Genomic DNA, 21,595 nt, shown 5'->3' with positions numbered 1-21,595 from the left:
ATTGCCGAAGCCCTTGTGCGACACCGCCCGTCGCCGGCTGTCAATGGGGATCCGCGACCTGGCCGACGTCCCTAGCCTGGGGCGATGGCAGTGAGAGAGCTGTGGCTGATCCGGCACGGTGAGAGCATCGGCAACGTCGCGGCCACCCGCGCCGAGATCGAGGGCCTCGACGCCATCCCGCTCGACGTGCGGGACGCCGATGTCCCGCTGTCGCCCACCGGGCAGGAGCAGGCCGCCGCGCTCGGCGGATGGCTCTCCCACCACCTCGACGACATCGACCTGTACGGGGTGTCGCCCTATGTCCGGGCCAGGGAGACGCTCGCGATCGCCCTGGGGGAGGGCTCGGCGGGCCGGACGATCTTCGTCGACGAGCGGCTGCGCGACCGCGAGCTCGGGATCCTGGATCTGCTCACGAGGCAGGGCGTCGCCCGGTTGCACCCCGAAGAGTTCTCCCGGCGTCGCCACCTCGGCAAGTTCTACCATCGGCCGCCGGGCGGAGAGTCGTGGGCGGACGTCGCGCTGCGGCTCCGGTCGTTCCTCCGTGAGACGCTCGAGGGCGGTCCCGAGACGGCAATGCTCGTCGTGCACGACGCGGTGGTGATGCTGTTGCTCTACATCCTGCTGCCGCTGGGGGAGGGTGAGCTGCTGGGCTTCGCCGACGACCACACCGTCCTGAACGCCTCGATCACCCACCTGATCAGGACTGAGGCCGGCTGGGAGCTCGCGGCCTTCTCGGATGTCGCCCACCTCGAGCGCGAGGGTGCCGACGTCACGGCTCATCCCGGGGATCCCGATGTCCAGCCACGTTGAGGCGGTGACCGAATCGCTCCTTCGGGAGTGGGGCCTGCCCGACCCGGGCGAGTCGAAGAAGTCCCGCGGCGATGTGGTGGTCGTCGGCGGCTCGCGCAGCTCACCGGGTGCCGTGCTCCTCGCGGGCGAGTCGGCGCTGCGCGTCGGCGCGGGGCGCGTCGCGCTCGCGGTGCCGCAGTCGATCGACGCCCAGGTCGGCATCGCCCTTCCGGAAGCGGGCATCCTCGCGCTCCCCGACGATGCCGAGGCGCCGCTGAGCGCAGAGCTGGGAGAGAAGGTCGCGGCCGCCGACGCCGTGCTGGTCGGACCCGGCTTCAGCGACGCCGACGAGACGCGGGCGACGCTGCTCGCCGTCGCTGCGACGGGTCCGCGCCTGATCGTGCTCGATGCGTTCGCCCTCGGGGTGCTTCCCGAGATCGATCGGGGCGGCCTCCCCGATGAGGTCATCCTCAACCCGAACAGGGACGAGGCGAGGATCCTGCTCGGCCGCGAGCTCGCCGACGACGTCGCCGACGTCTGCGAGATCGCCCGGAGGTTCGATGCCGTCGTCAACTGCTACGGCGTGGTGGCGCGCGCCGACGGGCGCACGTGGCGGATCGACGAGGGCGACGGCGGATTGGGAACGTCGGGGAGCGGCGATGTGCTCGCCGGCGCGATCGCGGGAATCGCCGCGCGCGGCGTGGACCCTGCCCGAGCGGCCGTGTGGGGTTCGTGGGCGCACGCCCGGGCGGGCGTCAGGCTCGGCGAGCGCATCGGTCTCGGCTACCTGGCGCGTGATCTCGCGAGCGAGTTGACCCTGGCCGTGCACAGCCTCAGCCGGTGACGAGGGCAGCCAGACCGCCCCTGCGATCGCCGGGACTGTGTGCAGCGATGCTCAGCTGTGCGGGACCGCGTCCACCACTGCGCCCGCGATCGTCGCACCGCTCGGCGCGGCGTACGAGAAGCGGTCGCCGGGGAGCAGGCCCGCGATCGCCTGGCCGAGCGGCGAATCGGGGGAGTAGACGGCGAAGTCGGAATCCGCGCCGAGGAGGGTGCGCGAGCCGAGCAGGAACGTCTCCCGCGATCGGTCCGCGTCGAAGTCGACTGTCACGCGCATGCCGGGCTCGACGATGCCGTCGTCCGGGCGCTCGCCGACCTGGGCGCGGCGGATGATGCCGCGCAGCTCCAGCGCGCGGACCTGGGTCTGCTCGTCCTCGGCGCCCTCGCGCACGAGCAGTTCGAGCTCCTCCTGCAGCTGACGCAGAGCGTCCTGCGTGAGCCAGATCGGCTCCTCCACAACAGACACGGCAAACCTCCACAGCCGGGACAGATGAAGTTCCCGAGCCTAGCGGTTCGCGTCGTGGGGTGCACGGCGAGCAGGCGAGCCGCCCACTCGCGCTCGCCTACCTGCGTTGTTCGAAGGCTCCCGCGGTGACGGGAATCGCGACGGCCGCCACGATGCAGAGCAGGCCCACGACGAACACCAGCGCGGGCAGGACCGGTGACGCGAACGACAGCCCCAGGATCACCATCCCGCCGACCATGAGGATCAGATAGAGCACGAAGAGCAGCATCGCCAACCTCCAGGATCGCCTTCCTCATTGATACTCCTCACCGGCCCGTCGCGGGAGGGGCGCCGTCCCTGGCATCGGACTCGGGTGGGCGCGAGAATGACGCCATGAGACTTGTGCAGGTTGCTCAGCACGCCGATGACCTCGATCGCGCCGCAGGCTTCTACAGCTCTCTCCTCGGCGCCGACGCGACGGCGGTGTTCGATCCGCCGGGCCTGCTGTTCTTCGACCTCGACGGCGTGCGGCTGCTGCTGGACCGCAACGCCCCGACCGCGCTGCTGTACCTGCACGTCGACGACGTGGCCGCCGCCCTGGAGCGGATCGGCGATCGGGCCGAGGTCGTCTCGGCGCCGCACGTGATCTTCACCCACGAGGACGACACCCTCGGACCGGCAGGTCACGACGAGTGGCAGGCATTCGTCGAGGACTCCGAAGGCAACACCGTCGGCCTCATCTCGTTCCGGCCCGTCGCCTCCTGAGGGGCGCCATGGTGCACGACGGATGGCCGTGAGATGAGGCATCCTGCTCGTATCGAGTCGGTAACGGGAGTCAGAGTGCACGCTCCTGTCGCGTTAGCCTGGTCGCGATGAGCGCCTACGTCTCGGCGTTCGAGCTGTTCTCCATCGGCGTAGGACCCTCGAGCTCCCACACGGTCGGTCCCATGCGGGCCGCCCACGATTTCGTCGTCCGCCTGCGCGAAGGAGGGGTTCTGCCGCAGGTCGGCCGCGTCACCTGCACGCTGCACGGCTCACTCGGAGCCACGGGCATCGGCCACGGCACGCCCGACGCCGTCGTCGCGGGGTTGCAGGGTCTCGAACCCGAGACGGTGGATCCGGATGCTGTGCGCTCCGCGTGGAGCGCCTGGCCCGACGATCGCGCGCTCGAGCTCGCCGGCACGCACGCGGTCCCGTTCCGGCGCGGCGACGTCGTGTTCGCGCCGCGCACCAGGCTGCCCGGCCACCCCAACGCCATGACCCTCCAAGCGTGGACCTCGCCCGGCGACGGACCTGCGCGTGCGCTCTCCGCGCCCGGAGTGCGCGAGACGGGCTCGTCTGCGGCTCTCGAACCCGCGGCGGCGACGGATGCCGGACTCCTCGTCCGCGAGACCTACTACTCCGTCGGCGGCGGCTTCATCCGCCGCGAAGGTGACGCTGCGCCCGGCTCAGCGGCCGCAGGGGAGCCCGCACACGCGTTCCCCCTGGACTTCTCCAGCGCCAAGGAGCTGCTCGCCGTGTGCGACGAGCGGGGCATCACGATCGCCGAGGCCGCGCGCATCAACGAGGAATCGCTGCGCCCCGACGAGGACATCGCCGAGGGGCTGGACGCGATCTGGGACGCGATGGCCGCGTGCGTCGAGGCGGGTCTGCGGGCCGGGGGCCTCCTCCCCGGGATGCTGGGCGTCAAGCGCCGCGCCGCGTCGATCCGCGCGCAGCTCGAGGCGGCCGAGGCCGACGGCCGCCGGGAACTCCCAGGCGAGTGGCTCGGCGCCTTCGCGCTCGCGGTGAACGAGGAGAACGCGGCCGGCGGCCGTGTCGTGACGGCGCCGACGAACGGCGCCGCCGGCATCGTCCCCGCCGTCGCGATGTACTGGTGGCGCTTCCTGGCGGACTCCGGTCTCGGCGCCGGCAATGCGGTGACACCGTACGGCGAGCTGGTCGGCAGCGCCCTGCTCGGGTATCACGGGCACGCTGCGACCGCCGAGGAGGCCGCAGGCTGGGACGACGAGCAGGTGGCGGAGGCGAACCGTCGCCGAGGCATCCGTCGATTCCTCCTCACCGCCACCGCGCTGGGCTCTCTGTTCAAGGCCAACGCGTCGATCTCGGGCGCCGAGGGCGGGTGTCAGGCCGAGGTGGGATCGGCGTGCGCGATGGCCGCGGGCGGCCTCACCGCCGTGATGGGCGGCACGAACCGGCAGATCGAGAACGCCGCCGAGATCGCCATGGAGCACCACCTCGGCCTCACCTGCGACCCGGTGGGCGGACTCGTGCAGATCCCGTGCATCGAGCGCAACGCGATCGCCGCGTCGACAGCCGTCACAGCCGCGCGCCTCGCCCTGCGCGGCGACGGCTCGCACTACGTCTCGCTCGACGCGGTGGTCGAGACCATGCGCCAGACCGGCATCGACATGTCGCACAAGTACAAGGAGACGAGCGAAGGCGGTCTCGCGGTCAACGTCATCGAGTGCTGAAGCCGAGTGCTGGCCTCCGAAGGCCGGCGGTGGTCTCGTTCGTTCACGGCGAACGCTCCACGGCTTAGCACTCGCATGTCGAGAGTGCTAATCTGGTCCCAGTTGAGCCGGTACGGCTCAACTTTCGACGAGAGGAGATAATCATGGCCACCAACGACCCGTTCCGGGACCTCGACCGCCTTGCTGCCGGTCTCTTCGACACGCGCCGCGGCCCCCGCCGCATGCCGATGGACCTGTACCGCGACGGCGACCACTACATCCTGACGGCCGACCTTCCGGGCATCGACCCGGGTTCGGTCGACATCGACGTCGACGGACAGCTGCTGACCATCCGCGCGGAGCGCACGCTGACGAGCGGCGACGACGTCAAGTGGATCACGCGCGAACGAGAGGCGGCGAGCTTCCTGCGCCAGCTCAACCTGGGCCAGGGCATCGACACCGAGCGCATCTCCGCGAGCTACAACAACGGCGTGCTGAGCGTGACGATCCCGGTCAGCGAGAAGGCGAAGCCGCGCAAGATCGAGGTGATGTCCGAGGGCGGCGCGCCGACGATCACGGCGCATGAGTCCGACGCGCCCCAGCCGATCGAGCAGTAGGACCATCCCAGAACGGATGCCTCCCCGCCGACGCGGCGGCGAGGCATCCGTTCTGTCGTCTACGCTCGTGCGGTTCCGGTGAAGTGCCTGCGGCACCGGGCCTGGTAGGACTCGATCCCTCCGACGTGCGCCGGCGCCGGCACGCCGGCATCGCCGGTGGGAGCCTCGGCGATTCGCTGGTGGAACGCGGCGTCTTCGCCGCAGACCGCGCACACGGCGGTGAGCTTTACGACGTCCTCGGCGATCGCCATCAGCGCCGGCAGCGGCTCGAACGGCCGGCCGTCGAACATGACGCACAGCCCTGACACCACCACGGTCACGCCATCGGCGACCAGCCCGTCGACGGCGGGGACGAGGTCGGACCCGAAGAACTGCGCCTCGTCGATGGCGACGAGGTCGAGCCCGCGGCCTTCGACGCCAGCGACGAGCGAGGCTACGTCGGGCACCGAGCGCGAGGGCACGCTCAGCCCGGAGTGGGAGCTCACCAGTCCCGCGCCCCGCCGATCGTCCAGTGCGTGGCTCACCACCTCGACCTCGAGCCCCGCGATGCGCGCGCGGCGGACGCGGCGCAGCAGCTCCTCCGACTTTCCGGCGAACATCGGACCGCACACCACCTGTAGCCGGGACTGCCTGGTCGCACGCATGCCGCCACCCTATGTCCGGTTCTGCGCGAGGCGCATGAGACGACGCGCGAACGACGGTCGCCATGGGCGCCGGGGAGCGAGGACGGCGGATCAGCCCCCCGCGCGGCGTCCTCGCCGCACACGGCCGACCGTCTCCCCGGCGGCGACGCCGGTCAGCACGAGGCCCGCGGCGATCGAGAGGGTGAGCGTGTCGAGCACGCTCGCGGCGGTCGCGAGAAGCGCGAGCGCGAGCACCCCCGCGAGCTGTGCGCGCGCCCAGCGCCGCTCGAGCAGGTGGCGGAAGAGCACCGTGCCCGCGAGGAACAGCATCGGCCCGCCGATGACCGCGATCGCCGCGGCGACGTCGTGGTCGTGCGGGTGCGCGAGGGCGTCCTTGTCGCCCACGCTGATCACGACGATCCCCGCCACGATCGGGAGGTGCATCCACGTGTAGGCGGTGCGTGCCAGGCGACCCGGCGTGTCGGACGCCTCGATGGTCTCGGCGCCGACCCGCTCGCCGTGGTCGAAGTAGATCCACCACGCCGCCGCCGCGGTCGCGAACGCGGTGACGAGCGCGGCCACGGATGCCGGCGACGACTCGGTCTCGGCGAAGACGAAGCCGGTGACGAGCATGCCCTCGCCGAGCGCGATCAGCACGAAGAGCGCGGTCCGTTCGGCGATGTGGGGGCCCGACAGGTCCCAGCGGTCGAGGCGCACCTTGCCGAGGCCGGGGACGGGGAACGCGAGGAGCGTCCCTGCGAGCTCGATCCCGAGCGCGAGCGCCCACAGCGGCAGCTGCCACGGCAGCGGCAGCAGCGCGCCGACCACCCACAACACGGCGCTCGCGACAGTCCAGGCGAGCACCGCGGTGAAGTCCCTCGACACGGCCAGGTCATGGCGCGCGGTCGCCCATACGATGAACGCCGTTCGCCCCACCTGGAGGATGACGTAGGCGATCGCGAAGGCCCAGGCGCGCTCGCCGAAGGCTTCGGCGATCGAGACGCTCATGACCAGCGACACGAACGCGAGCCCGATGACGGCGCCGCGAACCGGCAGCGTCACCGGGTCGAGCCAGTTCGTGACCCAGGTCGTCGACACCCACGCCCACCACAGCGCGCACACCATGATCACGCCCTCGAGTACTCCGAGAGGGCTTTGATTCTCGTAGAGATAGGCCGACAGCTGCGTCAGCGCGAACACGAACACGAGGTCGAAGAAGAGCTCGATGTACGTCACCCGATCGGCGCGCGGAGTGTCCGTCGGCCTCATCACGTTCCGCGTCATCCCGAAGGGCATGCCCCACATCCTGTCATCGCGCGCCGGCGCGACGGCGATCTCGCCCCTGGACGGCGTGCCAGCCGCAGGGGCACTATTCATCTCGTGACGAACAATGCGGAGACGGATGCTGTGAGCGTGCGTGGTCTGCACGTCAGGCGCGGCAAGACGGAGGTCTTCACCGGGCTCGATCTCGACATCCCGCGGGGGCAGATCACCGGACTGCTCGGACCGTCGGGGTGCGGCAAGACCACGCTGATGCGATCGATCGTGGGTGTGCAGAAGGTGGCGGGCGGCGAGGTGACGGTTCTCGGCGAACCCGCCGGTTCGCGCGCGCTGCGCAAGCAGGTCGCGTACGACACGCAGGCGGCCTCGGTCTACGGCGACCTCACCATCCAGCAGAACCTGCGCTATTTCGCGCGTCTGGTCGACGCGCCCCGCACCGACGTCGATCGCGTCATCGAGCAGGTCGGTCTCGCCGACCAGCGTGACCAGACCATCGACTCGCTCTCGGGAGGACAGGAGAGCCGCGTCTCGCTCGCGGTCGCCATGCTCGGGGCGCCCGAGCTGCTCGTGCTCGACGAACCCACTGTGGGCCTGGATCCGCTGCTGCGCGCCGAGCTGTGGGGAGTCTTCCGCGGCCTCGCCGACGCCGGCGCGACGCTCATCGTCTCGAGCCACGTCATGGACGAAGCCCTCCGGTGCGACCGCCTCGTGCTCATGCGCGCGGGCCGGATCATCGCCGACACGACCCCCGACGGGCTCTTCGCCGACACCGGGACGACGGACCCGGATGCCGCGTTCCTCACGCTCATCGAGCGCGACGCCGTTCGCCCAGCCCAGGGACCGGAAGAAGCGGCTCAGGGACCGGCGCCATCGGCCGGTGAGCCTGCCGAACCCCACCCGCTCACGCGTCGTGAGGCGCGCGAGCAGGCCGAGCATGCGCACCACGCGGACGAGGGGAGCACCTCATGAACGGTGTGCTGACGCTCGCGACCGCCGGGCGCGTGTTGCGGCAGCTCAGCCACGACCCGCGCTCGATCGCGCTGATGCTCGTGGCGCCGAGTCTGCTCGTCGGCCTGTTCGCGTGGCTGTTCAGCGATCAGGAAGGTGTCTTCGACCAGTTCGGCGGTCCGATCCTGGCGCTGTTCCCCTTCATCGTGATGTTCCTGATCACCTCGATCACGACGCTCCGCGAGCGACGGTCGGGAACCCTCGAGCGCCTCATGACCACGCCCATCGCGAAAGCCGACTTCATCGTCGGCTACGGGCTGGCCTTCGGGCTCATGGCCACGCTGCAGGCGGTCATCACCGTCACCTTCGCGGTGTGGGTGTGCGGGCTCCAGGTCGACGGGCCGCTGTGGCAGCTCGGCCTCGTCGCGGTTGTCGACGCGATCCTCGGCACCGCGCTGGGGCTCCTGGCGAGCGCGTTCGCGCGGACCGAGTTCCAGGCGGTGCAGTTCATGCCGCTCATCGTGTTCCCGCAGATCATCCTGGGCGGCCTGTTCATGCCCCGCGAGGACATGCCCGAGGCGCTGTACCAGATCTCGAAGATCCTGCCGCTGAGCTACGCGATCGACACGATCAACGCGGTCACCGACGGCGACGAGGGGTGGGACGTCTTCGGTCCACTGCTCATCGTGGTCGCGTTCGCCGTGGGCGCGCTGATCCTCGCGTCGCTGACCCTTCGGAGGCGGACTCCGTAGCCCGACGGCTCAGCAGCTGGGCCGCTTCTTGCGCAGCTTCGCGGTCAGGTCGCGCAGCTGGGAGAGCTCGTCGTCCGAGAGCAGCGACATCCGCTCCGCGATGGCCTTGCCGTGGGCACTGGCGATGCGGCGGAACAAGGAGGCCCCGGCATCCGTCGCGTGCACGAGCGCTCCGCGCCCGTCGTCGGGGTCGGCGCACTTGGTGATCAGTCCGCGCGCGACCATGCGGTCGACGAGCCGTGAGACGCTCGGCTGGCTGATGAGCATGTTCGCAGTCACGTCGCGCAGGCGCGCGGTGAGGTCGTCGGCGCGGGTGACCGTCAGGAGCACGTCGTACTCGGCCTGACTCAGCGTCTCGTCGTCGAAATCGTCGTTGATGTCGCCGAACACCTCGTGCTGCGCGCGGAAGAGACTCTCCCACGCGTCGATGGCGAGACGGCGATCGGTCATAGCGTCAAGATTAGAGCCTCGCACCGACCCTAGGCTGGCCCCATGGCGTCTTCTGCAGTCGGGTCGTGGCGCACGCATCGTCTCGGAGCCGTGGGGCTCGTGCTCGCCCTGCTCGCCGGAGTGCTGCTCGCCGGCCTGAACCCGAGCCCGGCGCACGCGGGCGTCGACGACTTCTCGTTCGAGAGCCTCGACGTGCAGTACCAGCTGGGCCGTGCCGAGGACGGCACCAGCACCCTGACGGTCGTCGAGACGTTCGTGGCGCTGTTCCCCGAGTTCGACCAGAACCGGGGCATGCGCCGCGCCATTCCCGACAGCTACCTGGGCGCACCCCTGCACCCCGAGCTCGTCTCGATCACCGACGAGACCGGCGCGCCCCGCGCGGAGGAGACGGAATCGGAGGACGGCTACTACTCGATGACGTCGCGAGCCGACGACTTCGTCCACGGCCGTCAGACGTACGTCTTCACCTACACGCTCCAGAACGTCACGCACCACTTCGCCGACACCGGGGCCGACGAGTTCTACTGGAACGTCAACGGCGTCGAGTGGCCGCAGCCCTTCGGCCGCATCACCGCGCGCGTGACGATGCCGGCCGACCTCGAGGCCGCGCGAACCGGCGCGCAGGCCTGCTATGTCGGCTACCAAGGCTCGACGCAGACCTGCCCGATCGACGATGCCGACGGGACGACCGTTGCCTCGTCCCTGAACGTGCAGCCGTACCAGACGCTGACGATCGCGATCGGGTTCGAGCCCGACACGTTCACCGAATTCGACCCGGGCTACTTCGTGTCGCCGTGGGGCTGGCTGCAGAGCGGGGTGGCCGTGCTCGGACTCGGCACCGCGGTCGCGCTGGCTGCCGTCACCCGCCGTCGTCATCTGCGCGACGAGCCCGGACGCTCCGTCATCATCGCGGAGTACACGCCGCCGCGCGGCATAGACGCCCTCGAGAGCGCCGTGCTGCTCGGCCGCACCACGAAAGCGATCCCGGCCGAGGTGCTCGAGCAGGCGGTGGTGGGCAGCATCCGTATCGAAGAGGGCCCGCCCAAGTGGTTCGGCGGCACGAAGCTGAAGGCCGTGCTGGTGGACCCGTCCCTCGCCGACGGAGACGGACGGATGCTGCTGCCCGGCCTGTTCCCGACGGGCATGCCGGGCGAGGAGTTCGAATTCGGCCGCTCCGACACGAGGTTCTCGACGACCGCGCAGAAGGTGCTGAAGGCGGCCGCGTCGGAGCTGTCGGCGCGGGGCCTTCGGCGCAAGGTGCCGATCAGCGCGCGGGTGTGGCCGGTCGTGATCGCCATCGTGTCCGCGGTGCTCGTGCTGCTCTTCGGCATCGGTGCGCTGGCGGGCTACGTGACCGCGTGGATGCCGATCCTGCTGATCATCGGATCGGTGCTCGTCGTGCTGCTGGTGGCGGGGATGGTGTCGCGCAAGCCGCTCACCGCCGCCGGCGCCGAGACGCGCGACCACCTGCTCGGGCTGAAGCAGTTCATCGAGTGGGCCGAGGCCGACCGCATCCGCATGCTGCAGTCTCCGCAGGGGGCTGAGCGCGTTCGCGTCGACGTCTCGGACCCGCGCATGAAGCTGAAGCTGTACGAGACCCTGCTGCCGTACGCCGTGGTGTTCGGTCAGGAGAAGAAGTGGGCCGAGGAGCTCGCTGTGCTGTACGGCTCGGGCAACTCCCCGGGCTGGTACTCGGGATCGACCGGATTCAACGCGGCGGCGTTCTCGGCCGGGATCTCGAACCTGTCGACGTCGGCCTCGTCGTCGTCCACGTCCGGCGGGTCGTCGGGCGGCGGCTCGGCGGGCGGCGGCGGTGGCGGAGGCGGTGGCGGGGGCGTCTGATCCGGGATGCTGCTCCTCGGAGACGACGCTCGGCTCAGCCGTCGCGCGGGTGAGAGGGCATCGGTTCCGGCACATGCAGCCGGGTGAGGAACCGGTCCGTCCCGCGCGGGATGCCGCGGCGATCGCCGAGCGAGACGACCACGGTCACGGTCACCGCGACGGGGACGGTCCACGCGGCGGGCTGCTCGAGGAACGGGCGCAGAACGGGGAACCCCGCCGTCACGAGGCCGCCGCCCAGGATCGCGACGCCGGAGAGGATCGCGCCCGTGAGCATGCCCGCGATCGCGCCGCGGGCCGTCAGGCCCCGCCACCAGATGCCGAGCAGCAGCACGGGGCACAGCGTGGACGCGGTGAACGCGAAGACCAGGCCGACGCTGCCGGCGAGCCCGGCCGGCTCGGTGGCCAGCGCGACGACCAGGGGGACGAACGACGAGAGCACGGCCGCGATGCGGAAGCCGCGCACGCTGCCGCCGAGCAGGTCCTGGCTGATGACGCCGGCGAGCGACACGACGAGGCCTGACGACGTGGAGAGGAACGCCGCGAACGCCCCCGCGATAACGAGGGCCGTCAGCACATCGCCGAGCGGCCCGGCGACGAGCCGGCCGGGCAGCAGCAGGATGAGCGCGTCGGCATCGCCCGACTGCGCGAGATCGGGCGCGAACGCGCGGCCGAGGAACCCGAACGCGGTGGGGAACAGATAGAACACCGACAGCAGCACGAGCACGATGACGGTCGTGCGACGTGCCGCGACGCCGTCGGGGTTCGTGTAGAAGCGCACGAGCACGTGGGGGAGTCCGAGGGTGCCGAGCAGCAGCGCCACCATGAGCGACACCGTGCGGTAGACCTCGAGGTCGCCCGGTCCGGCACTCGGCGGGAACGCCTCGACCGGAGGCAGTGCGGGCTCGACGCCGCCGGCGAGGAGGAGAATCGCGACCACCGGGATGGCGAGCGCCGTGAGCTTCAGCCAGAACTGGAACGCCTGCACGAAGGTGATCGAGCGCATGCCGCCCGCCGCGACCACGACCGCGACGATGACCGCGACGGCGAGCGACCCCACCCAGGAGGGCAGACCGGTCGTGATCCGCACCGTGAGGGCCGCGCCCTGCAGCTGGGGCACGATGTAGAACCACCCGATGACGATCACGAGCGTGCTCGTCACGCGCCGAGCCCACAGGGAGTCCAGCCGCGCCTCGGTGAAGTCGGGGATCGTGTACGCCCCCGAGCGGCGCAGGGGTGCGGCCACGAACAGCAGCAGCATGAGGTATCCCGCCGCGTACCCGATCGGGAACCACAGCGCCGACGAGCCGGTGAGAAGGATGAGGCCGCCGATGCCCAGGAACGACGCGGCCGACAGGTATTCGCCGCCGATCGCCGACGCGTTCCACCAGGGACGCACGGTGCGGCTCGCGACGTAGAAGTCGCTCGTCGTGCGCGACACCCGCAGGCCGTAGAAGCCGATCAGCGCCGACGCGACGGCAACGGCCGCGATGGCGACGTAGCCGATCGCGGCGTTCACTCGTCCTCCGCGAGCGCCCGGTACCGGGCCTCGTTGCGCGTCGCCGTGCGCACGTACAGTCCGCCGACGGTGATGGCGAGCGGGTACACGCCGGCCCCCAGCAGCAGCCACGACAGCGGCACGCCGAGGACGAACGTCGTGTCGAGCTGGGGCACGAGCGCGATGGCGAGCACGAACAGGGCGGTGGCGACGACGAACCCCAGTGCGAACACGATCCCGAGCCGCAGCTGCGAGCGGATCAGCGAGCGCACGTACACGCCGGCGATGTCGCTCGTGGGTCCTCCATCCGCCTCCCGCGACGCGGAACCGACGGATGCGGTGGGGGAGCCCGCGTGCGGAGCTGTGACGCGTACCCGGCCCGGGGCGGGCGGCTGCCGGTCGGAGGGTGTGTCGGCGTGGCTCGTGGTCATGAGCGGGGCCGGATCGTCGTCGACTCCAGCCTCTCGCGGAGCGCCGGCAGGCACCGCCTGCTCACCGGCAGCTCGGCGCCGCCCACCGTGACGCTCGGGTGGTCGCCCCCGAGCCGGAGGCGCGCGAGGTGGGGGATCGCGACGAGGTAGGAGCGATGGATCCGCACGAACGCGTCGGACCACTGCCGCTCGAGATCCGACATCGGCACGCGCACGAGGTAGCTCGCCTCCTCGGTGTGCAGCCGCGCGTAGTCGCCCTGAGCCTGCACGTAGCGCACCTCGTCGCGCCGGATCATGCGCGTCGTGCCGCCGAGCGTGACGGCGATGAGCTCCGGCTGGGCGGCGGCCGCGGCATCCGTCGCCGGCGCAGCCTGCGCTTTCATCGCCTCGATGACGCGCGTGACCGAGCGGTGAAGCCGTTCGGTGCGCACAGGCTTGAGCAGATAGTCCACCGCCGCGAGGTCGAAGGCCTCGAGGGCGCTCTCCTCGTCGGCCGTCACGAAGACGAGGGCCGGCCGACGCTCGAACCGCTGCAGGGCGCGCGCGAGGTCGAAGCCGCTCAGACCGGGCATGTGGATGTCGAGGAATGCGGCGTCGACGCTCTCCCGCGTGAGCAGCCGGATCGCTTCGGCCCCCGAGGGCGCCTGGTGGATGACGCCGATGCGCGGGTCCTGACCGAGCAGGAACGCGAGCTCCTCGATCGCGGGCTGCTCGTCGTCGGCGATGAGGACGGAGATCACGGTTCGCGCCTTCCCTCGGGCCGCTCGAGGGTCGCCGTCGCACGCACGGGACCGGTGGATGCCGCGACCCGGCCGGGCTGCGACTTCGGCACCCGCATCCGCACCAGCGTTCCCGCACCCACGTTCGTGTCCACGACCAGCCCGTGTTCGTCGCCGTACACCTGCCGGAGCCGTGCGTCGACGTTGCGCAGACCCACGTGCTCGCCCGGCGCACCGCCGGCGAGTGCGCGCTCGAGCACGACCGGGTCGATGCCGACGCCGTCGTCCTCGACGCTGATCTCGGCGAACGCTCCCAGATCCGAGGCCTCGATCGTGATGCGTCCGCCGCCCTCCTTGCCCTCGAGCCCGTGGCGGACCGCGTTCTCGACGAGGGGCTGGATCGACAGGAACGGCACCACCGTCGACAGCACCTCGGGCGCGATCTGCAGGGTGACCCTCAGGCGGTCGCCGAAGCGCGCGCGCTCGAGCTTCAGGTAGCTGTCGATAGAGCGGAGCTCCTCGGCGACGGTCGTGAAGTCGCCGTGCCGGCGGAACGAGTACCGCGTGAAGTCGGCGAACTCGAGGACGAGCTCGCGCGCCTTCGCGGGGTCGGTGTTGATGAAGGAGGCGATCGCGTTGAGCGAGTTGTAGATGAAGTGCGGGCTGATCTGCGCGCGGAGCGCGCGGACCTCGGCCTCGGCGAGCGCGGTCCTCGACGCGTCGAGCTCGCCGAGCTCCACCTGGGCGGCCACCCAGTCCGCCACCTCGCCGGTCGCGCGCACGAGCCCGGCCCGCACGCGCGGCGCGAACGCGACGATGGCCCCCGCGGGCACGCCGCCGGCGAGGATCGGTGCGGCGACGGCATCCGTCTCCCGTTCGCCGATCCGCGCCCGTCGTTGCATCTGTGTGCGGCCCGACGCGCGGGCTTCGGCGGCCAGCCGCTCGGCGATCTCGCGCACGGCGTCGTCGCCCTCGACGGTCACCTGCCCCGACGGGTCGACGAGCGCGAGCGTGTCGCACCCGAGGAGGGCCCTGAGGTGGCGACCGGCGCGGGTCGCGTCGCCCTCGGCGATGCCCCCGCGCAGGTGCTTGGCGGCCCGGCTCGCCAGGTGGAGGGTCTGGTACGTCGCCTGCTCGACGTCGGTGCCGAGCTCCTTCGATGCCACCACGATGCGCCGGAGCAGGATCACGACGCCGACCGCGAGAGCCCCGGCGACGACGCCGGCGGCAGCGGCGAGCAGCATCGACTCGGGCATGCGGCCAGCGTAGCCGTCGTTCGTCGTCCGTCGGCCGCCGTTCGTCGCACCATGGGCGCCGCTCACCGACGACGAACGGCGACGGCCCCCGGCCCCACCGGCCGAAGACGAGCATGGTCGCACTGTCAACGCAGCGGCGCGGCCGACGGGCGCGCCGATCCCGCTCGAAGGAGAGACGCCCATGGGCAACGAAGCCCCCAGCGCCGCGACGGACCTCGCAGAGGTCGACTACAGCGCGGTCCAAGCATCACCCGAATTCCAACGGCTCCGGCGCACACACCGCAGCTTCGTCTTCCCGGTGCTGGGCGCGTGCCTGGCCTGGTACTTCGCGTACGTCCTCCTCGCCAGCTACGCCCACGACTTCATGTCGATCCGGGTGTTCGGCAGCGTCAACATCGCGATGGTCCTCGGCATGGCGCAGGTCGTCACGACCTTCGCCGTCACGACCTGGTACGTCCACTACGCCAACAAGCGCCTCGACCCGCTCGCGGAGGAGATCCGCGACGAGATCGAGACCGGCGAGTTCGAGAAGGCAGGGGAGGCGCGCTGATGCGGCACTTCGGAGAGGCGGCGACCACGTCGCCCGGTGAGCCCTGGCTCAACATCGCGATCTTCGGCGCGTTCGTCGCGGTCACGATGGTGATCGTGTTCCGCGCCAGCCGGAACAACAAGACCGCGGCGGACTACTACGCCGCCGGTCGCTCGTTCACGGGCGGCCAGAACGGCTCCGCGATCGCGGGCGACTACTTGTCGGCGGCGTCGTTCCTCGGCATCGTCGGCGCGATCGCGATGACCGGCTACGACGGGTTCCTCTACTCGATCGGCTTCCTCGTCGCCTGGCTCGTCGCGCTCCTGCTCGTCGCGGAGCTGCTGCGCAACACCGGCAAGTTCACGATGGCCGACGTGTTGTCGTTCCGCCTCAAGCAGCGCCCGGTGCGCATCGCCGCGGCGACGACGACGCTCGTCGTCTGCTTCTTCTACCTGCTCGCGCAGATGGCGGGCGCCGGTGGCCTGGTGTCGCTGCTGCTCGGCATCGGCGACCAGCTCGGCCAGGCCGTCGTCATCACGGTGGTGGGCGCGCTGATGATCCTCTACGTGCTCATCGGCGGCATGAAGGGCACCACCTGGGTGCAGATCATCAAGGCCGTACTCCTCATCGCGGGCGCCGGTGTGATGACGGTCTGGGTGCTCGCGCTCAACGGCTTCGACTTCTCGGCGCTGCTCGACAAGGCCGTGGCCGTCGCCGAGAACCCGGCGATCCTCGACCCGGGCCTCAAGTACGGCGTCTCGGACACCTCGAAGATCGACTTCCTGTCGCTGGGTCTCGCCCTCGTGCTCGGCACCGCGGCCCTGCCGCACGTGCTGATGCGCTTCTACACCGTGCCCACGGCGAAGGAGGCGCGCAAGTCCGTCGTCTGGGCCATCTGGCTCATCGGCATCTTCTACGTCTTCACGCTGGTCCTCGGCTATGGCGCCGCCGCTCTCGTCGGGCCGGCGGTCATCGCCGCGGCACCCGGCGGCCCGAACTCGGCCGCTCCTCTGCTCGCGTTCTCGCTGGGCGGACCGCTGCTGCTCGGCCTCATCTCGGCGATCGCCTTCGCGACGATCCTCGCGGTCGTCGCGGGCCTCACGATCACCGCCGCCGCGTCGTTCGCGCACGACATCTACGCGTCGGTCGTCAAGAAGGGCAAGCCCGAACCCGGCGCCGAGGTGAAGGTCGCGCGGCGCACGGTGGTCATCATGGGCATCGTCGCGATCATCGGCGGCATCGGAGCGAACGGTCAGAACGTCGCGTTCCTCGTGGCCCTCGCCTTCGCCGTCGCGGCCTCCGCGAACCTCCCGACGATCGTGTACTCGCTGTTCTGGAAGCGGTTCACGACCAAGGGCGCTCTGTGGAGCATGTACGGCGGTCTCGCCTCGGCGATCCTGCTCATCGTGTTCTCGCCGGTGGTCTCGGGCTCCGAGACGTCGATGCTGAAGACCGACGCGATCGACTTCGCGTGGTTCCCGTTGTCGAACCCCGGCATCATCTCGATCCCGCTCGCCTTCTTCCTGGGCTGGATCGTGAGCGTGCTCGACAAGACGCAGGAGGACCCGAAGAAGCAGTCCGAGATGGAGGTCCGCTCGCTCACCGGCATCGGCGCCGAGAAGGCGGTCAGCCACTAGAGCAAAGGGCAAGAGTAAGGGCCGGTCGGAGAGGCTACCGACCGGCCCTTTTTCCCTTGCACCAAGAGTGTCCTGCAATCACATGCCGGTAGCTGCCACAGCAAAACAACTACCGTGCGAGCACTCTATAACGGCCAGATAACGCTGACAAGCGTTTTCTGTGATCTTTTCGTGATCTTCCCAGGTGCGCCCGGATCCTGGATGCACGGGTGCCGACGGTCATCGCCAGTGGTCGACCGGGCGTGGCAGATGTCCTGGCCAGCGGACAAAAGTGAAGGGCCGGTCGGAGAGGCTACCGACCGGCCCTTGTCCCTTGCACCAAGAGTGTCCTGCAATCACATGCCGGTAGCTGCCACAGCAAAACAACTACCGTGCAAGCACTCTATAACGGCCAGATAACGCTGGCAAGAGGTCGTTGTTATGTTTCCGTGATCGATTTCCTGAGTGCCCTCGCCTGGTGGCGACGAGGGCCCTTGACCGGGGCGTTCAGATGTGTACAGTGTCAACATACGCACTCGACACTCGGAGGTTCCGATGCAGAGCTCGACCCAGAACGCCCTTCCGCCCGTCGTCGATGCCGAGCAATGGCGACGCGAGCTCGATGAGCTCCGCGTGCGCGAGAAGGCGGCGACGCGCGAGCTCGACGCCATCGCGGCGCAGCGCAGGAGGCTGCCGATGGTGGAGATGCCGGACTACACGCTGATGGGCGAGTACGGCCCGGTGCGCCTCGTCGACGTGTTCGAGGGAAAGTCGCAGCTCATCGTGTACAACCACATGTGGTTCGAGGGGAAGCAGTGGCACTGCCCGGGCTGCACCGGCTACACCTCGCAGTTCACGCGGCTCGACTTCCTCGACGCGTACGACGCCCGCTTCGTCATCGTGACGCAGGGGCCGATCGACGAAGCGCTCGAGTACAAGGAGCGCACGGGCAACCGCATGGACTGGTACTCCACCGCCGGGAGTCCGTTCGGCGCCGACGTCGACGCGCCCGCCGGCGGAGGTTTCGCGGTGAACGTCTTCCTCCGCGACGGCGACACCGTGTACCGCACGTGGCACACGAACGGCCGGGGCACCGAGCAGTTGAGCCACACGTTCCCGCTGATCGATGTGCTCCCGTACGGCCGTCAGGAGGAATGGCAGGACTCGCCCGAGGGCTGGCCGAAGACCGACGCATACGACGGATGGTTCACGTCGCAGAAGGTCGCGGAGCTGTACGGGCCGGGCGCGCACGCGCACGCCTGAATGCCGGATGCCGCACCCCGCGACTGCGGCCGGGGTGCGGCATCCGTTGTTCAGAGTGGCTGATCAGTACCAGTCGGTGGCCTGCGAGTGGCCCCACGCGGCGCACGGCGTGCCGTAGGAGCCCGCGATGTAGCCGAGGCCCCACGCGATCTGGGTGGCGGCGTTGGTCTGCCAGTCGGCTCCGGCGCTGGCCATCTTGTTGCCGGGAAGCGACTGCGGGATGCCCGTCGCGCCGCTTCCGGCGTTGTAGGCCTGGTAGTTCCAGCTCGATTCCTTGTTCCAGAGCGACTCGAGGCACGAGAACTGGCCGTCGCCCCACCCGTACTGCGAGGCGGCCATCTGGCGCGCGGTCGCTTTGGCGCCCTCGGGGGTGTTCGCGGCGGCGAGCGCGGCGGCGGCCTCTTCCGCCTGGCGCTGCGCCTCTGCGGCAGCGGCTGCGGCTGCGGCTGCCGCCTCCTCTGCGGCCTTCTTCTCCTTGGCAGCGGCGAGGTGCTCGCGGAGCTCTGTCACGCGGGCCTTCACCGTCTCGGTGGCGCCGCTCGCTTCGGCGGTGAGCCCCGGAACGAGGAGCATCGGAACGAGGTCGAGCTTCGCGAGCCGGTCGGCCGCCTGCTCGAGGCCGGCGGTGGCGACGGAGGTGTCGTCGATGCCCAGGTCGAGGCCTGCGGCGGCGATGTCGGCGGTGACCGAGGCGGCGTCGCTCAGCGCGACGCGAGCCGACAGGAGGGTGCTCTGCGCATCGGAGCGGATATCGCGGAACGAATCAGCGGTCGCTTCGGGCGCGGTGGCGGACGCGATCGCCGAGGCGGCCAGCGGCGCGGCGGCGGCGAGTGCCGGAGAAGCGAGCGTGAGGCCCGTCGTGAGGAGCACGCCGAGCGCGGCTCCGGTGGCGACGGCGGGCACGAAGAAGCGGCGGCGTGAACGGCGGGCAGGCGTGAGTGACTGGTCTGAATGCATGACGAACGTACGATCCTTCGGGTTTCGCGCCGCGGGTATCGGCGCCTGCGCGCCTTCGGGTCGGACGCACAAGTCCCCGAGTCTGCCTCATGGTGTCTGGACGGTTCCCGGTGTTTTCCTGGACGGAACGTGAGAGCGCTTTTGCGGGAAAGGCCTGATCGGAGGATGAGAATGTTCTCACGCGGAAGCCTCGGTGAGCCTTGAATGCGTGCTGGAGGCTGTGAATCGCGATTCACTTAAAGCTTGCCTGGAGCCGGCAGGATGGTGCATGCTGGCGGCAGCAACGGCGCACCTGGAGGCACCCATGACGTTGACCGCAGCGCAGCGGGCGACATTCGAGTCCATCTTCGACACCTTCGCTCCCGGCGACGGCAACGGAATCCCCTCGGCCAGCCGGCTGGGTGCGGTTGCGATCGCCGAGGGCATGCTCGAGGCGAATCCCCGCAAGGGGGAGGCGGAACTCCTCGCCCGCGTGCTCTCGCTGTGGGACACGCCCCTCGGCGGCGTGCTCCTCGGCATCGGCCCGCGCCGGTTCTCGACGCTGCCGGCCGCGAAGCGCGAGGCGGCGCTCATCGCCCTGTCGGACTCGCGCGTGCCCCTCAAGCGCGTGCTGTTTCAGAACCTGAAGTCCGCGGCGATGCTGTCGTACTACGTCGCCCCCGGAGCTGACGGCGCCTCACCCCTCTGGGCGTCCATGGGCTACCCAGGTCCTCCCGGCCCCCGCGCCGACGCGGCGACGCCGCCGCTGCACCCGCAGACACCGGAGTCCGACCTCGCGCTCGCGTGCGACGTGGTCGTCGTGGGCTCTGGCGCGGGCGGCGGGACGGCGGCTGCGGTGCTCGCGGCGCAGGGGCTCGACGTGATCGTGCTCGAAAAGGGCGCCTACTTTGACGATCGCGACTTCGACGGAAGCGAGCTCGGCGGCCTCGCCCGCCTCTACGCGCCCGGGCCTTCCGCCACCGCCGAGGGGCAGCTCAGCATCCTGTCGGCGCAATGCCTCGGCGGCGGCACCGTCGTGAACTTCTCGACCTCGTTCCGCACGCCCGACCACGTGCGCGAGGAGTGGGCCGCGCACGGGGTGCCGCAGTTCACGACGCCCGAGTACGACGTCGCACTCGATCAGGTGTGGGCACGGCTCGGCGTCAACGGCGCCTACAGCGAGCCCTCTGCACGCGACCGCATCATGGAGCGAGGGCTCACCGACCTCGGTTGGCACGTCGGCGTGCTCGAGCGCAACGTCGTCGGCTGCGACACGGGCCCCGAGTGCGGCCGCTGCGGCTACGGGTGCCGCATCGGCGCGAAGCAGTCGGTGACCAAGACGTGGCTGACGGATGCCGAGACCGCCGGTGCGCGGCTCTACACCGGCGTCGACGTGCGAAAGGTCGACACCGCGGCGGGGCGGGCGACCGGCGTGTCGGGCCGCACCGCCGCCGGCCACAACGTCACGGTGCGTGCCCGCGCGGTCGTGGCCGCCGGCGGAGCCGTCCAGACGCCGGCGCTGCTGCGTCGCTCCGGATTGACGAACCCGAACATCGGCACGCATCTGCGTCTGCACCCGGCGACGGCGGTGTGGGCGGAGTTCGACGAGGAGGTGCGCCCCTGGGAGGGCGCCATGCAGGCGCGCTACTCCGCCGAGCACGCCGACCTCGACGGCTCGGGCTACGGCGCCGTGTACGAGACCGCGGCGGCCAACCCCGGGCTGTCGGTCGCGTTCCAGTCGTGGCGGGGAGCGCGGCCCCACCTCGACGTGATGAAGCGCCTCGCGCACTACTCGAGCGTCGGCGTGATCACGCGGGACCAGGACGCGGGCGAGGTGCGTGTCGACAAGTCCGGAGAGCCGACGATGCACTACCTGCTGTCGGACCGCGACGCCGCACGCGTTCAGGCAGGGGTGGCGGGTGCCGCCCGAATCCTCGAGGCGGCCGGCGCGCTGCGCATGTTCTCGGGGCACCAGGCAGGCATCGAGTGGACCCGCGCCGGCGGCGAGCCCCTCGACGCCTTCATCGCGCGCTGCGCTGCGGCGGGTTACGGTCCGGGCCGGTGCTCCATGGCGGCGCTGCACATCATGGGGTCCGCGCGCATGGGCGGCTCCGCCTCCACGAGCGCGGTCGACCCCGACGGCGCCACGTGGGAGGTGCCGAACCTCGTCGTCGCGGACGCCTCGACGTTCCCCACGGCCTCCGGCGTCAACCCGATGATCTCGATCGAGGCCATCGCGTACATGACGGCGACCCGCCTCGCCGGTCGCCTGCAGGCGTAGCTGCGGGAGCATCCGCCACGAAAAGTCCT

23 protein-coding genes are annotated in these 21,595 nt (G+C 70.5%); 13 read left to right on the top strand and 10 right to left on the bottom strand.

The features are described from left to right. Positions 1-84 precede the first annotated feature (84 nt). Positions 85-810 (top strand): histidine phosphatase family protein, encoded by a 726-nt coding sequence (locus tag RS82_RS06420; protein WP_045297767.1) that lies wholly within the window; start codon positions 85-87, stop codon positions 808-810. Between the two features lie 4 nt (positions 811-814). Next, positions 815-1,633: an ADP-dependent NAD(P)H-hydrate dehydratase gene (locus RS82_RS06415; protein ID WP_396653138.1), complete on the top strand. Its 819-nt coding sequence runs from the start codon at positions 815-817 to the stop codon at positions 1,631-1,633. 51 nt (positions 1,634-1,684) lie between these two features. On the opposite strand, the gene RS82_RS06410 is transcribed toward RS82_RS06415, so the two are convergent. Together RS82_RS06410 and RS82_RS21330 are read right to left on the bottom strand one after the other, a co-directional pair. Then, positions 1,685-2,095 carry a GreA/GreB family elongation factor gene (locus RS82_RS06410; protein ID WP_045297764.1) on the bottom strand — a complete coding sequence of 137 codons (411 nt, stop codon included), beginning with the start codon at positions 2,093-2,095 and terminating at the stop codon, positions 1,685-1,687. A 97-nt stretch (positions 2,096-2,192) separates the two neighbouring features. Beyond that, on the bottom strand, positions 2,193-2,363 hold the full coding sequence (locus RS82_RS21330) for a hypothetical protein (protein ID WP_157005434.1): 171 nt from the start codon (positions 2,361-2,363) through the stop codon (positions 2,193-2,195). 104 nt (positions 2,364-2,467) lie between these two features. Between RS82_RS21330 and RS82_RS06405 the strand changes: the two genes are divergently transcribed. From RS82_RS06405 to RS82_RS06395, 3 genes are all read left to right on the top strand, one after another. Then, on the top strand, positions 2,468-2,839 hold the full coding sequence (locus RS82_RS06405; RefSeq protein WP_045297763.1) for a VOC family protein: 372 nt from the start codon (positions 2,468-2,470) through the stop codon (positions 2,837-2,839). 107 nt (positions 2,840-2,946) lie between these two features. Then, entirely contained in the window at positions 2,947-4,548 is a 1,602-nt protein-coding gene (locus RS82_RS06400; RefSeq protein WP_045297762.1) for an L-serine ammonia-lyase, iron-sulfur-dependent, subunit alpha, read from the top strand. A 143-nt stretch (positions 4,549-4,691) separates the two neighbouring features. Next, positions 4,692-5,144, top strand: coding sequence for an Hsp20/alpha crystallin family protein (locus RS82_RS06395; protein ID WP_045297761.1), 453 nt, complete (start codon positions 4,692-4,694; stop codon positions 5,142-5,144). A 59-nt stretch (positions 5,145-5,203) separates the two neighbouring features. Here RS82_RS06395 and RS82_RS06390 read toward each other — a convergent pair whose 3' ends face one another. Further along, positions 5,204-5,788, bottom strand: a complete 585-nt coding sequence (locus tag RS82_RS06390; RefSeq protein WP_045297760.1) for a thymidine kinase — start codon at positions 5,786-5,788, stop codon at positions 5,204-5,206. A 90-nt stretch (positions 5,789-5,878) separates the two neighbouring features. Further along, a complete protein-coding gene (locus tag RS82_RS21325; RefSeq protein ID WP_169748678.1) occupies positions 5,879-7,003 on the bottom strand; it encodes a low temperature requirement protein A in 1,125 nt (374 codons plus the stop codon). On the opposite strand from RS82_RS21325, the gene RS82_RS21500 reads away from it, so the two are divergent. Genes RS82_RS21500 through RS82_RS06375 form a run of 3 tightly spaced genes read left to right on the top strand, consistent with a single transcriptional unit; the run spans position 6,993 to position 8,748 of the window. After that, complete coding sequence (locus tag RS82_RS21500) at positions 6,993-7,151, top strand: hypothetical protein (protein ID WP_169748677.1); 159 nt, start codon at positions 6,993-6,995, stop codon at positions 7,149-7,151. The two genes, RS82_RS21325 and RS82_RS21500, sit on opposite strands and share 11 nt — an antisense overlap. Then, on the top strand, positions 7,148-8,017 hold the full coding sequence (locus tag RS82_RS21320) for an ABC transporter ATP-binding protein (protein ID WP_211255875.1): 870 nt from the start codon (positions 7,148-7,150) through the stop codon (positions 8,015-8,017). Before RS82_RS21500 ends, RS82_RS21320 begins: the two co-directional genes overlap by 4 nt. Next, a complete protein-coding gene (locus tag RS82_RS06375) occupies positions 8,014-8,748 on the top strand; it encodes an ABC transporter permease (RefSeq protein WP_045297759.1) in 735 nt (244 codons plus the stop codon). The genes RS82_RS21320 and RS82_RS06375 overlap by 4 nt, the downstream gene beginning before the upstream one ends. Before the next feature lie 9 nt (positions 8,749-8,757). Here the strand turns inward: RS82_RS06375 and RS82_RS06370 are convergent, their stop codons facing one another. Next, on the bottom strand, positions 8,758-9,198 hold the full coding sequence (locus RS82_RS06370) for a MarR family winged helix-turn-helix transcriptional regulator (protein ID WP_045297758.1): 441 nt from the start codon (positions 9,196-9,198) through the stop codon (positions 8,758-8,760). Positions 9,199-9,240: 42 nt separating this feature from the next. Here RS82_RS06370 and RS82_RS06365 point away from each other — a divergent pair, with 42 nt between their 5' ends. Further along, positions 9,241-11,040 carry a DUF2207 domain-containing protein gene (locus RS82_RS06365; RefSeq protein ID WP_045297757.1) on the top strand — a complete coding sequence of 600 codons (1,800 nt, stop codon included), beginning with the start codon at positions 9,241-9,243 and terminating at the stop codon, positions 11,038-11,040. A 34-nt stretch (positions 11,041-11,074) separates the two neighbouring features. Here the strand turns inward: RS82_RS06365 and RS82_RS06360 are convergent, their stop codons facing one another. Genes RS82_RS06360 through RS82_RS06345 form a run of 4 tightly spaced genes read right to left on the bottom strand, consistent with a single transcriptional unit; the run spans position 11,075 to position 14,941 of the window. Then, positions 11,075-12,556, bottom strand: a complete 1,482-nt coding sequence (locus RS82_RS06360; RefSeq protein WP_045297755.1) for a sodium/solute symporter — start codon at positions 12,554-12,556, stop codon at positions 11,075-11,077. After that, positions 12,553-12,966, bottom strand: a complete 414-nt coding sequence (locus tag RS82_RS06355; RefSeq protein WP_045297754.1) for a DUF485 domain-containing protein — start codon at positions 12,964-12,966, stop codon at positions 12,553-12,555. Before RS82_RS06355 ends, RS82_RS06360 begins: the two co-directional genes overlap by 4 nt. Next, on the bottom strand, positions 12,963-13,706 hold the full coding sequence (locus tag RS82_RS06350) for a LytR/AlgR family response regulator transcription factor (RefSeq protein ID WP_045297753.1): 744 nt from the start codon (positions 13,704-13,706) through the stop codon (positions 12,963-12,965). Before RS82_RS06350 ends, RS82_RS06355 begins: the two co-directional genes overlap by 4 nt. Next, positions 13,703-14,941 (bottom strand): sensor histidine kinase, encoded by a 1,239-nt coding sequence (locus tag RS82_RS06345; RefSeq protein ID WP_045297751.1) that lies wholly within the window; start codon positions 14,939-14,941, stop codon positions 13,703-13,705. Before RS82_RS06345 ends, RS82_RS06350 begins: the two co-directional genes overlap by 4 nt. 181 nt (positions 14,942-15,122) lie before the next feature. On the opposite strand from RS82_RS06345, the gene RS82_RS06340 reads away from it, so the two are divergent. The 3 genes from RS82_RS06340 to RS82_RS06330 all read left to right on the top strand — a co-directional run bounded on the left by RS82_RS06340 (position 15,123) and on the right by RS82_RS06330 (position 18,349). Beyond that, a complete protein-coding gene (locus tag RS82_RS06340) occupies positions 15,123-15,491 on the top strand; it encodes a DUF485 domain-containing protein (protein ID WP_045297750.1) in 369 nt (122 codons plus the stop codon). Next, the gene (locus RS82_RS06335; RefSeq protein ID WP_045297749.1) at positions 15,491-17,107 is read left to right on the top strand and encodes a solute symporter family protein; all 1,617 of its coding nucleotides are present in this window, start codon (positions 15,491-15,493) and stop codon (positions 17,105-17,107) included. The genes RS82_RS06340 and RS82_RS06335 overlap by 1 nt, the downstream gene beginning before the upstream one ends. 534 nt (positions 17,108-17,641) lie before the next feature. Then, positions 17,642-18,349: a DUF899 domain-containing protein gene (locus tag RS82_RS06330; protein WP_045297748.1), complete on the top strand. Its 708-nt coding sequence runs from the start codon at positions 17,642-17,644 to the stop codon at positions 18,347-18,349. Between the two features lie 63 nt (positions 18,350-18,412). Here the strand turns inward: RS82_RS06330 and RS82_RS06325 are convergent, their stop codons facing one another. Next, positions 18,413-19,306, bottom strand: coding sequence for an aggregation-promoting factor C-terminal-like domain-containing protein (locus tag RS82_RS06325; protein ID WP_045297747.1), 894 nt, complete (start codon positions 19,304-19,306; stop codon positions 18,413-18,415). Between the two features lie 304 nt (positions 19,307-19,610). On the opposite strand from RS82_RS06325, the gene RS82_RS06320 reads away from it, so the two are divergent. Beyond that, positions 19,611-21,566: a GMC family oxidoreductase N-terminal domain-containing protein gene (locus tag RS82_RS06320; protein ID WP_045297845.1), complete on the top strand. Its 1,956-nt coding sequence runs from the start codon at positions 19,611-19,613 to the stop codon at positions 21,564-21,566. Positions 21,567-21,595: the final 29 nt, after the last annotated feature.

The organism is Microbacterium trichothecenolyticum, from assembly GCF_000956465.1.
Classification (GTDB): domain Bacteria; phylum Actinomycetota; class Actinomycetes; order Actinomycetales; family Microbacteriaceae; genus Microbacterium; species Microbacterium trichothecenolyticum.
Note: the sequence above shows the minus strand (reverse complement) of the source record. Positions and strands in the feature narration are given on the sequence as shown.